9 protein-coding genes are annotated in these 12,113 nt (G+C 62.1%); all 9 read right to left on the bottom strand.

Going from position 1 to position 12,113, the window contains the following annotated elements; genetic code table 11:
- Positions 1 to 15 precede the first annotated feature (15 nt).
- Positions 16 to 444, bottom strand: coding sequence for a hypothetical protein (locus tag AC1L6K_RS06260; protein WP_480951852.1), 429 nt, complete (start codon positions 442 to 444; stop codon positions 16 to 18).
- Positions 441 to 1,352 (bottom strand): PIG-L family deacetylase, encoded by a 912-nt coding sequence (locus tag AC1L6K_RS06255; RefSeq protein WP_480951851.1) that lies wholly within the window; start codon positions 1,350 to 1,352, stop codon positions 441 to 443. Before AC1L6K_RS06255 ends, AC1L6K_RS06260 begins: the two co-directional genes overlap by 4 nt.
- 165 nt (positions 1,353 to 1,517) lie before the next feature.
- Entirely contained in the window at positions 1,518 to 3,299 is a 1,782-nt protein-coding gene (locus tag AC1L6K_RS06250; protein ID WP_480951850.1) for a dipeptide ABC transporter ATP-binding protein, read from the bottom strand.
- A 6-nt stretch (positions 3,300 to 3,305) separates the two neighbouring features.
- Positions 3,306 to 4,319, bottom strand: a complete 1,014-nt coding sequence (locus AC1L6K_RS06245) for an ABC transporter permease (protein ID WP_480951849.1) — start codon at positions 4,317 to 4,319, stop codon at positions 3,306 to 3,308.
- Complete coding sequence (locus AC1L6K_RS06240; protein ID WP_480951848.1) at positions 4,312 to 5,238, bottom strand: ABC transporter permease; 927 nt, start codon at positions 5,236 to 5,238, stop codon at positions 4,312 to 4,314. The genes AC1L6K_RS06245 and AC1L6K_RS06240 overlap by 8 nt, the downstream gene beginning before the upstream one ends.
- A 209-nt stretch (positions 5,239 to 5,447) precedes the next feature.
- Positions 5,448 to 7,082, bottom strand: a complete 1,635-nt coding sequence (locus AC1L6K_RS06235; protein ID WP_480951847.1) for a peptide ABC transporter substrate-binding protein — start codon at positions 7,080 to 7,082, stop codon at positions 5,448 to 5,450.
- 265 nt (positions 7,083 to 7,347) lie between these two features.
- Positions 7,348 to 9,264 carry a translational GTPase TypA gene (gene typA / locus AC1L6K_RS06230; RefSeq protein WP_480951846.1) on the bottom strand — a complete coding sequence of 639 codons (1,917 nt, stop codon included), beginning with the start codon at positions 9,262 to 9,264 and terminating at the stop codon, positions 7,348 to 7,350.
- A 300-nt stretch (positions 9,265 to 9,564) separates the two neighbouring features.
- The gene (locus AC1L6K_RS06225) at positions 9,565 to 10,215 is read right to left on the bottom strand and encodes a hypothetical protein (protein WP_480951845.1); all 651 of its coding nucleotides are present in this window, start codon (positions 10,213 to 10,215) and stop codon (positions 9,565 to 9,567) included.
- A gap of 50 nt (positions 10,216 to 10,265) precedes the next feature.
- Positions 10,266 to 12,086: an ABC transporter substrate-binding protein gene (locus tag AC1L6K_RS06220; protein ID WP_480951844.1), complete on the bottom strand. Its 1,821-nt coding sequence runs from the start codon at positions 12,084 to 12,086 to the stop codon at positions 10,266 to 10,268.
- Between the last annotated feature and the right edge of the window lie 27 nt (positions 12,087 to 12,113).

Here is a 12,113-nt window from a genome sequence, read left to right as displayed (position 1 = left end):
GTATTTGCCCTGGGGTTATTTACGCTGGGAGCGCAGGATGGCCCAGGTCAGCCAGGCAGTCAGCGGGGTCACGAGGGCGATCCCGTACAGCCAGACCCTCCCCTGCATGTTGTCGAAGATCATGCCGAAGGTGCCCAGCTGCATGGACAGCAGCCCCGCCGTGGCATAAGCGGCGGCACCGCACCAGACGACTATCCAGGAGTTCCTGCTCCACAGCCCCACGAACATGCCCAAGGCCGCCAGCAGGACCAGGGCCAGCACCGCGCCATAGGGAACAATGCCTTCTGCTCCGTTGAGGAACCAGGCATGGCCATGCAGCGACGTCCCCAACAGCCCGGCACCCACGCCGGCACCGACCGCGGCAGCAAGAACTGCCCAGCGCCGGGGCGTCGGGAACGAGAAACGGGGCTTGTGCGCCACCGGCGGCTGGGCCGGTTCAGTCATGGGGTCGCGACCCCATCGGCCGGAGTAGTGTAAATCCGTGCCGGATCAAGGACGGTGAATTCCTCCACGGCGGAGATGTCCTTCCAGACGTCGTCGGAGAGCGCATAACGCTGCCCCGCAACAGTAATTTGGGTGCGGTGGGCCTTCATGGCTGCGGTCTTGGCGGCAAGGTCGCCCTCGACGGAAAGCCGCGTCACGCCGGGCTCATGGGGGCGCTCGGGACGGTCACTGACTATCGCATAGACGGCCGGGACTTTCCAGCCGGTCACCACCGCCGCGGCGCCCGCAGGGCCTGCCGGTCCCGCTGCTGCGGCGAGACGCAACGCGGCCATGGTGAGCTCATGCGCCCGCACGTGGTCAGGGTGCCCGTAGCCGCCGTCAGCGGCATAAGTGATCACCGAGTCCGGGCGCAGCTCCCGGATGGCTGCCGCGAGCAGTTCCGCCGTCGCCATCAGGGGGGCCAGCGAAAACGATCCTGGCAGGACCGTGGCGGCGGCTGTCGCGCGACCGTGGGAATCCCACCGCATGCCCGAGTCCCGGAAGACCACTGCGCCGCTGGCGGGGGCTGTAAGTCCCTGGCCCAGCCACATGTGCTCGTGCACGCCCAGCGCAGCCAGCGCTGCGGCCAACTCGTGCTCCCGTACCAACGCCAGCCCTGCGCCCGCATCTTCCGCAGCCGGCTCTCCGGCGGCAAGCTCGTCCTGCTTGACCTCCAGGTGGGCCAGCTCGGGCGGAATGACCTCGCCAAGCTCACCACGAGTGCAGGTGAGCAAAACGACCCTGGCTCCGGCGGCCGCGGCTGCGGACATGGTTGCGCCGGTGACAATTGTCTCGTCATCAGGGTGCGCGTGCACAAACAGGAGTGTGGTGTCCGGCCCGGTCCCAGGCAGCAAAGAAGGTGTGTCCATGGTGTCCAATCTACCCGCCCCCGCACGCGCCTCCGCAATGGGCTGTTCCGCACGGCAGCTCAACGGCGCGGGTCAAGGATGCACGGCAAAGGCCGGCACGACCGGAAGGGTTTCCGTGGTGTGCCGGCCTTCGCCGTGCCATAACTGCGTTTTGGACAGGTTGCGCTAAACCAGAAGCGAGGCTCCCGGGATGGCGTTGAGCAGGTCCTGCGTGTAACGCTGCTGCGGGTTGCTGAATACCTCGTCGGTGGTTGCCTGCTCCACGAGACGGCCCTTTTGCATGACGCACACGTCGTCGGCGATCTGGCGGACCACAGCGAGGTCGTGGGTGATGAACAAATAGGTCAGCCCCAGGTCTTCCTGCAGCTCGTTGAGCAAATTCAGCACCTGCGCCTGCACCAGAACATCCAGCGCCGAGACAGCCTCGTCGCAGATGATGACGTCCGGGTTCAAGGCAAGGGCCCGTGCGATGGCGATGCGCTGGCGCTGGCCGCCGGAGAGTTCGTTGGGGAATCGCTGCATGGTTGAGGCAGGCATGGAAACCTGGTCCAACAATTCGCGCACCTTCTTCTCCCGCGATTTGGCGTTGCCAATCTTGTGGATCTTCAACGGTTCCTCGATGGTCCGATAGATGTTGAACATCGGGTCCAGCGAACCGTAGGGGTCCTGGAAGATCGGCTGCACACGGCGGCGGAAGTTAAAAAGCGCCTTGCCCTTGAGCGTGTTCACTTCCACGCCGTCAAACTCGATGTTGCCCTCGGTGGGCGGCAGCAGGCTCAACGTCATCTGGGCCACAGTTGACTTGCCGGATCCGGATTCGCCAACGATCGCCATGGTGGATCCACGTTTCACGCTGAACGAGACATCATCCACCGCCTTGAAGTCGCTGGACTTGCCCAAGGAGCCACGGAGCTTGAAGACCTTGGTGAGGTTCTTGATCTCCAGGATCGTGTCGCCACGGCCGGCCGGCTTGTGCAGGTGGATGCCGCCGGCCGTTTCGGCAGCCAGGGCTGCCTTGCGGACGTCTGCTGGTTCCATGATTTCCACCGTGGCGGCCGCAGCTGCGGCCGCCAGGGCTTCCTTTGCCTTGTCCGACTGCAACCGCTTGGACGCCAGCGAGGGGGCGGAGTTCACCAGGCGCTGCGTGTACGGGTGCTGCGGGTTGCGCAGGATCTCCAGTGCGGGACCCGATTCAACCACCTGCCCCTTGTACATGACCACAAGTTTCTCCGCACGTTCGGCTGCAAGGCCGAGGTCGTGGGTGATCAACAGCACGGCGGTGCCCAGCTCCGTTGTCATCCGGTCTAGGTGGTCAAGGATCTGGCCCTGCACAGTAACATCCAGGGCCGACGTCGGTTCGTCGGCAATGAGCAGGCGGGGGCGGCAGGCCAGTCCGATGGCGATCAGCGCACGCTGGCGCATGCCGCCGGAGAACTCGTGCGGGTACTGCTTGGCCCTCGCCTCGGCATCGGGCAGGCCGGCTTCCGCCAGCACCTCCGCCACGCGTGCCTTGGAATCCGTCCCGGCCAGGCCGTTGGCCTTGAGCGTTTCCTTGACCTGGAAACCAATCTTCCATACCGGGTTCAGGTTCGACATGGGGTCCTGCGGAACCATGCCGATGGAGTTCCCGCGGAGTTCGACGATCCGCTTTGAGCTGGCTTTGGTGATGTCCTCGCCGTCAAAGATGATCTGCCCGCCGCTGACGCGGCCGTTGCTGGGCAACAGGCCAATGGCGGCCAGCGCCGTGGTGGACTTGCCCGAACCGGACTCCCCCACAATGGCAACGGTTTCACCGGGCATGATGGTCAGGTGCGCATTGCGCACCGCGTTGACCGGGCCGCTCTGCGTGTCAAAGGTGATGGCCAGGTCCTTGATTTCCAACAGCGGTGCATCGTCCGCGCTGGCTGGTTTCCGAGCGTCAGACTTCCCGAATTCAATGGTTGACATCAGGAATCACCTCTTCCTTGCTTTGGGATCGAGGGCGTCGCGCAGTGCGTCCCCGAGCATGATAAAACTCAGAACGGTGATTGACAGTGCAGCAGCGGGCCAAAGAAGCACGCCCGGGTTGTTGCGCACCTGCGGTTGGGCATCCGAGATGTCGTTGCCCCACGACATGACGGACTGGGGAAGCCCCAAGCCCAGGAATGACAGTGTCGCCTCGGCCACGATGAACGTGCCCAAGGAAATGCTCGCCACCACGATGATGGGCGCCAGCGAGTTCGGCAACACGTGCCTCACCAATGCGCTGAAGTGGGAAAGCCCCAGCGCCTTGGACGCCGTGACAAAGTCAGCATTGCGGTTTTCCAGGACCGCGCCACGGGTGATGCGCGCAATTTGCGGCCAGCCAAAGATCACCAGCGCAACAACGACCGTCCACACGCTCTTGTTGTCGCGGAAGGCGGGCAGCTGGTTGATGATGATGGCACCAAGGATCAACGGCAGGGCGAAGAAAATATCACCAAGACGGGCAAGGATGGCGTCGAGCCAGCCGCCGTAGTAGCCGGCGAGTGCGCCCATGATGCCACCAATGATGAGCACGCCAATGGTGGTGAAGATGCCAACCGTCAGTGATGCCCGGGTGCCGTGAATCATGCGTGAGTACACATCGCAGCCCTGGAGGGTGAATCCCAGAGGGTGGCCGGAACGGGCGCCCTCTGCGGAGTCCTCCAAGGTGCAGCTCGTGGGGTCCACGGTGGCAAACCACTGCGGGAAGATGGCCACCACCACCACCAGCAGGATCAGCAATGCCGAGATGATGAACAGCGGCTGCTTGCGCAGGTTGCGCCAGGCCTCTGCCCACAGGCTCAGCGGCGCTCCGCCTTCTTCAACCTTGTCAACGGCCGCCAGGGGCGTTTCCTCCAACGGCGCAACGTAATGTGCAATCACGCGGGTGGAGGTCTTGCCGAGGCGCGGGGCCGAAGTCCCTGATTTCCTCGGTTCAGTTTCAGGCGTCAAATTTTCAGACATAGCGAATCCTCGGATCGAGCAGTGCGTACAAAAGGTCCACAACGAGGTTGGCCACCACAAACACAATGACCAGGATGCCCACCACGGCAACAACCGTGGCGCTCTCGCCCTTCAGAATGGCTTGGTAGAGCAGGTTGCCCACGCCGGGGACGTTGAAGATGCCCTCGGTGACGATGGCGCCGCCCATAAGGGCGCCCAAGTCCGCACCCAAAAACGTCACCACGGGGATCAGCGAGTTGCGCAGGATATGGACAATAACGACCCGCCGTCGACTCAGGCCCTTGGCCGTTGCCGTGCGAACATAGTCGGCGCTCATGTTCTCGCTGATGGACGCCCGGGTAAGCCGGATGACATAGGCGAGGGACACGAGCCCCAGGACCATGGCGGGAAGCACCAGTTCGTTCCACGGGGCACTGCCGCTGACGGTGGGCTTTGCCCAGCCGAGCTGCACACCGACCACGAGCTGAAGCACGAAGCCCAGAACGAAGGTGGGAACGGCAATAACGACCAGGGATGCAACCAGGACGGTGCTGTCAAACAGCTTGCCCTTGCGCAGACCTGCGATAACGCCGAAAAAGACGCCGAAGACTGCTTCAAACGCCAGCGCCATGACGGCCAGGCGCGCAGTCACCGGGTAGGCGCGGCCGATGACGGCTGCAACTTCCTGCCCGGAGAAGGTTTGACCCAAATTCAAGGTCACAAGGTTTTTCAGGTAAAGCCCGTACTGGACCCAGAAGGGCTGGTCCAAGTTGTACTGGGCCCGCAGGGCTGCCTCGACGGCGGGAGCCATGGGCTTGCCGCCGGAAAGCGCTGCGATGGGATCGCCTGGTGTGGCAAAGACGAGGAAATAGACAAGCAGCGTCGCCCCAAAGAAAACGGGAATCAGCTGCAGAAAGCGGCGGAACGTGAACATCACCATAACAGTGTCACCACGCCCAGGGCCCGTAGGCACAAATCGTTCATGAAATTACCTGTTCAATAGTTGTTGGTACAGGGCACCGGGTCTGGTCGGCCAGCTTGCACATAAATGGGCACAACTGCGAAGCCAGACTGGGTGCAAGGTGACACAAAAAGGGAACCCGGCGGTGAGGCCGGGTTCCCCTTTTCATGCCACGGCAGTGAAAACTTCTACTTGGCGGTGACTGCGTAGTACAGCGGCACGCCGTTCCAGCCAAATTGAACAGTGTCGACGTTGTTGCTCCACACGCCCTGGACTGCCTGGTACCACAGGGGCACAACCGGCAGGTCCTTCAACAGGATTTCCTGGGCTTCGTTGAAGAGCTTGTTGCCGGCTTCAACGTCGGTGGCTGCCAAGCCTTCCTTCAGCTTGTCATCGAAGGCAGGGTTGGAGTAGTCGCCATCGTTGGAACCTGCACCGGTGCCATACAGCGGACCGAGGAAGTTGTACAGCGACGGGTAGTCGGCCTGCCAACCGGCACGCGACGCGCCGGTGAGCTTCTTGGAGTTGACCAGGGCGCGCATTTCCTTGAATGTTGCGATCGGGCTCAGCTCGGCCTTGATGCCCAGATTGGTGGAAATCTGGTTAGCCATGGCAGTGATGTATTCCTTGTTGCCGGCACCATCGATGTTGGAGGAGATGGTGAAGACCTTGTCTGCCGGCCACGGTTCGATTGCGTCGGCCTTGGCCCAAAGGTCCTTGGCCTTGGCTGCATCGAACTTCAGCACTTCACTGCCGGGCAGGTCTGCGGAATAACCATCGATCACGGGTGAGGTGAATTCGGTGGCGGCCTTCTTGGTGCCGTAGAAGATCTTGTCGATGATCTGCTGGCGGTCGATTGCCATGGAGATGGCCTGGCGGCGCAGCTGGCCGGCCTCGCCCTGGAATTCCGGCATGTATGAAGGGATTGTCATGGTCGCGTTGCCGGCATAAGCCTGGTTGACAAAGCGGCCTTCGAAGTCAGCCTCATAGTTCTGCAGACCGCTCGGCGGGACCTGGTCCAAGATGTCCAGGTTGTCCGACTTGACGTCCGTGTAGGCGGCGTCGAAGTTGTTGAAAATCTTGAAGGTCACGCCGCCATTTTTAGCTGCGCGCGGCCCTTTGTACTTGTCGTTGGGCACGAGCTCGATGGACACGTCATGCTTCCAGCCACCATCGACCAACTTGTACGGACCGTTGCCAACGGGGTTCTGTCCGTAGGCCTTCGGGTCTGCGAAAGCAGACTCGGGCAACGGGTAGAACGCCGTGTAGCCCAGGCGCAGCTGGAAGTCGGACTCGGGCTGGGCCAGTTCGACTGTGAAGGTGGTGTCGTCAACAACCTTCAGGCCCTCCATCTTGTCCTCGGTGGCGCCTTCGGCGGAAACCACGTCATAGCCCTTGATGGACTCGAAGAAGTAGCTGTTCTTCTGCTTGTTCTTCGCCGCGGCACCGAAGTTCCATGCGTCCACGAAGCTCTTCGCAGTGATGGGCGTGCCGTCGCTGAACGACTGGCCTGCCTTCAGCTTGATGTTGTAGTTCTGGGAATCCGTGGTCTCGATGGACTCGGCCAGCTCGTTTACGAGGGCGCCCTTGACGTCATAGCTCACCAGGCCGGTGAACAGCAGGTCCATGACGCGACCGCCACCAACCTCATTCGTGTCGGCAGGCAGCAAGCCGTTCTCGGGTTCGGTGCCGTTGGCCGTGATGACCTTGGTGGTGTCGCCGGCAGCGTTGCCGCCGTCACCCGAGCCGCCACCACATGCGGTGAGGGACATGGCCAGCACGGCCATGATTCCCAGTGCCTTGGAAGTGCGTGTGAAACGCATTCCGCCTCCTTGATGTTTTATTGGTTTGGAGCGAAATCACCAATGTTGCAAGGTATTCGGGTTCATCTTTGAATCCGAAGGTGTTCCAACTCATACCCCACAATCCTAGCCACCAAATGTTACTAGGAAGTAAACAAGCGCCCTTCTGGGCAGATCTTTACCGAGATGAGACTTTAGACACAGCAGCCCGCCCCGGTGAAAACCGGGACGGGCTGCTGTGGACAAGCTATGAAACTAAGTGCGCGGATGGGCCCACGCGTGGGGACTAGGCCTTGGCGCGGCTGCGGAAAGCCTTGGCGCGGTCGCCTGCGTTCAGGATCAGCTTGCGGATTCGGATTGCCTCCGGGGTGACCTCGACGCACTCGTCTTCACGAGCGAATTCCAAGGATTCCTCCAAGGTCAGGTTGCGCGGCGGGGTCATGTTCTCGAAGGTGTCCGAGGAAGCTGCACGCATGTTGGTGAGTTGCTTTTCCTTCGTGATGTTCACGTCCATGTCGTCGGCACGGGAGTTCTCGCCAACGATCATGCCCTCGTACACCTCGGAGGTGGGCTGCACGAAGAAGTTCATGCGCTCCTGGAGCTTGATCATCGCAAACGGGGTGACGACGCCAGAGCGGTCAGCCACGATCGAACCGTTGGTGCGGTATTCGATGGGGCCGGCCCACGGCTCGTAGCCTTCGGCCAGCGAGGCAGCGATGCCGGCACCGCGGGTGTCGGTCATGAAACGCGTGCGGAAACCGATCAAGCCACGGGCCGGAACGATGAATTCCATGCGGCACCAGCCGGTGCCGTGGTTGGCCATGTTGGTCATGCGGCCCTTGCGGGCTGCCAGCAGCTGGGTGACGCCACCGAGGTATTCCTCGGGTACGTCGATGGTCATGTGCTCCATCGGCTCGTGCGTCTTGCCGTCGACCTGCTTGGTGACAACCTGGGGCTTGCCCACTGTCAGTTCGAAGCCTTCACGGCGCATCTGCTCCACGAGGATCGACAGTGCCAATTCGCCACGGCCCTGAACTTCCCAGGCGTCGGGACGCTCGGTGGGAAGAACGTTCAAGGAAACGTTACCGACGAGCTCCTTGTCGAGGCGGTCCTTGACCTGGCGCGCAGTGACCTTGTGGCCCTTGACACGGCCGGCGATCGGCGAGGTGTTGATACCGATGGTCATGGAGATGGCCGGCGGGTCAACCGTGATCAGCGGCAACGGCTGCGGGTTGTCAATGTCGGTGAGGGTTTCACCAATGGTGATGTCCTCGATGCCGGCAACAGCAACGATTTCGCCGGGGCCTGCCGAATCAGCCGGCACGCGGGTCAGTGCCTTGGTGGCCAGCAGTTCGGTGATCTTGACGGGCTTGACGGTGCCGTCCTGGCGGCACCAGGCAACGGTCTGGCCCTTGTGCAGGGTGCCGTTGAAGATGCGCAGCAGGGCAAGGCGGCCCAGGAACGGGGACGCGTCAAGGTTGGTGACGTGCGCCTGCAGGACACCTTCAGGGTTGTAGGTGGGGGCCGGGATGTGCTCGAGGATGGTCTGGAACAACGGCTCAAGGTCCTCGTTGTCCGGTGCTTCACCGTTGCCGGGCTGCGTCAGGGAGGCGCGGCCCAACTTGCCGGAAGCGTAAACAACCGGAACGTTCAAAACGGCGTCGAGGTCCAGGTCCGGAACTTCATCGGCCATGTCGGAGGCGAGGCCCAGGAGCAGGTCCATGGACTCGGCCACGACTTCTTCGATGCGGGCATCGGGGCGGTCGGTCTTGTTGACCAACAGGATTACGGGGAGCTTTGCGGCAAGCGCCTTGCGCAGCACGAAACGGGTCTGCGGCAGCGGGCCCTCGGAAGCATCAACGAGGAGCACGACGCCGTCGACCATGGAAAGTCCGCGCTCAACTTCGCCGCCGAAGTCGGCGTGGCCGGGGGTGTCGATGACGTTGATCGTCATGACGGTGCCGTTGGCGGAGGGGCCGTCGTAAGCCACCGTGGTGTTCTTGGCCAAAATGGTGATGCCCTTTTCGCGCTCCAGGTCGCCGGAGTCCATGACGCGCTCAGCAACGTCGCCGTGTGAGGCAAATGAGTGCGTTTGCTTGAGCATGGCGTCGACCAGGGTGGTCTTGCCATGGTCAACGTGCGCCACGATGGCGACGTTGCGCAGGTCATTGCGCGAGGCAGTGTTGAGAGAAAGATCGCTCATGCGTGAAGACTCGTTTCAGTTGGGCCCGGCTGCAGGCCCGGAAGGGCAAAGCAGAAAGTCACATTGATGTTTGGCCGTGAAGAATCGGCAGATAACACCATTCTAGTCGTATCGACAAATACGGCCTAGTCACTTTATCCCATGATTGGCACATTTTTTGCCATCCGGGGCCCCCACTTTGCTGCACTGGTGCCTGCACCGGCGGTTTTTCGCGCTTAAAGTACGACGGCGGAAGTTGAGTTTCGTGACGAAACTCACCTGCCGCCGTCGTGCTTTGCGCGCTTTTCGCGGCTGTCCGGCCTACCCGGAAACTGCGAATTGTCCCCTGACCAGGCGTCCGGGCTGTTCGCCGGCCGGGATCTCGGTGACCGTGAGCTGGCCGTCCTTTTGCACGGGCGGAGCCGCCAATTCCCGAGTGCCGTCGGCGTTGACCTTGACGTTCACTGCTGTGATCTCGGCACCCGGGCGGTGCTGGCGGACAATGACCAGCCCGCCGGCCATGCCTTCGGCGTCCTCGACCGCGCTGTTGACTGATTGCGCCATGAAATCAAGGACGTCAATGTCAGGACGCAGCGGCACGCACAAATACTGGCTCAGCGGCCGCGCAAAGATGGCTGCCTTTCCGTGCGGGGAATCAACCACATAGACGGGCTGGGAGGAACTGGCACCAAACCGGGTGACTTCAAGCCACTGGGTGGCCGTCGAGACGATGACTGACAGCACGAGCGCACCGTCAAGCAGGTTGATGCTCTCGCCGTCCGCCTCAGCCATGTCCCGAATGTGCAGTGTGGTCACCCCTGCGCGCACGAGGTCGCTGTCCTGCGGCAAATCGGACAGTGCCAGCACGCTGCGGCTCAGCTCCGCGCCCGGGCCGGGGTTGAAGGAGAGCAGCGCCAGGATTTCATGGCTGGTGATGCGCAGTGCGCTTTCGGGGATTGCTTCGGGGCTCACGGTTCTCGGATTCCTCACGTTGATTGTTCGTGCGCGCCGGGACAGGGCGGCTATTTGACGTGCGACCACTGGGCAACGCTGTGCCACGGGCCAATGTCCAGCGGAGAATATTCCACCCCTGCGGCGTGCTTGCCGGTGGCGCTGAGGGCTGTGCGCTGGAACAGCGGCAGCCCGTAACCGGCCTCAATGACAAGCTTGTCGATCTGCATCTTCAAGGCATTTTGCTTGGCGTCGTCCGGCTCCACCGCCAGTTGTTCGGTGAGCTGGTCCACGACTGTGTTGGAGAAGTTGTTGAGGTTGGAGGCCGCCCCGGTCTTAAAGACCTGCGGCACCTGGACCGACCCCGTGGGGTTGCCCGTCCAGCCATACAGGGCCACGTCGTAGGCGCCGTCCTTCAACGCGGCAAGCCATTCGTCTGCTGTCCGGCCTGCATCGGAGACTGTGAAGCCGGCGGCGGTGGCCGAGTCCGCAATCAAGGAATACTCCAGCACCCGGTCTGGATCATCCTTGTTGTACAGGATCCGCACGGTGGGCCGGGCGCCGTCGAGCAGTTCCTTGGCTTTTTCCATGCCGGGATTCTCCGTTGCGGGCGTCTCCGGCGTCGCTGCGGAAAATTCGGTGATGCCGTTGCTGCCAGCAGATTCCTTGTACGGAACCTGCGCCGGACGGAACATGAACGAGTTCAGCAGCTCCGCATCCGGGTCAAGGGGCTTGGCCACCTGATCAACGACGGCCTGCCGGGGAACTGTGTGCAGAAATGCCTCACGGAAATCCAAGGGCGACAGGACACCCTTGAAGTTCAAGACCACCTGGTCGAAACCCAGCCCCTGGCCCTGCTGGATCTGGACACCCTCGGGCTCCAGACCCGCCAGGGTGCTGCGCCGTTCAGGCGTCACGGCCGGCGAGATGACGTCGGCCGTTCCCGCCTCAAGGGCAGCCACCTGCTTGTCCGGATCCTTCTCATAATGCACTGTCAGGGTGTCAAGCTTGGGAACCGGCCCCCACGCATAATCCGCGTTGCGGGTCAGGACCAGCTCCTTTTCAGCAGTGACTCCCTTGACCAGGTAGGGCCCGTTGGACAAGGCCAGGGACGGGTCGGGCATGCGCGTGGTGTCAAAGCCGGTGTTCCAAAAATTCGACACCTTGCGCAGCGTTGGGTCGGCGGGCACGGGCTTTTCAGGGTCCCCCTTTGGCACGTCCTGCAACATCGACGTCAACGCAGCGGCGTCCGCAAGTCCCGATCGCACCGCCACGATGTGGGCAGGAATGCCGACGGTGGATCCAAGCGCGGTCTCCCAGTCGGAAAACGGGGTTGTGTAGGTCAGAGTCAGGGAGGTCCTGTCGTCACTGATGACAGGAAGTTCAGTCTGGGCCAGGCCGGTGTGGTCCCCTGCCGCATGAAAATATGCCGTCCCAGTGGTGACGGCGAAGTCCTTGTCCAGCGTTGAATCGTTGAAATAGCCCGACGTCGCGGCCCATTCCAGGAACAGGTCATCCGCAGTCACCGGCGCACCATCGGACCATTGCACACCGCTGTTGATGGTGTATTTGATTGTCAGCGGCTTGTCTTTGACCTTTTCGTACTTGCCAAATTTCTCGTTCTTCACGATCTTCAAGTCACTGCCAACGGTGTTGAAGCCTGAGTGCGTGGCGGATTCGATCCGCGCGTTTGTCTGCGTGTCGCCGGTGACGCTCATCGCGTTGAACGAGGTAAACGGCGCACCCTCGAGGACAGTGACGTTGCCGCCGGCTGCAGCAGCGGTGGATGTCGCCGACACGTCGGGGGACGGTGTCGTGTCGGTGCAGGCCGTCAGGGCCAGTGCCAGTGCTGCGGCCGCAGCCAGTACTTTGGAAATGCGTCCGGGCCGCATTCCACCTCCAGGTTTGTCGCTTCAACA

The organism is Specibacter sp. BI4, assembly GCF_056680095.1.
The sequence above is the reverse complement of the archived record's forward strand: the minus strand, read 5'-3'. Positions and strand labels throughout refer to the sequence as shown.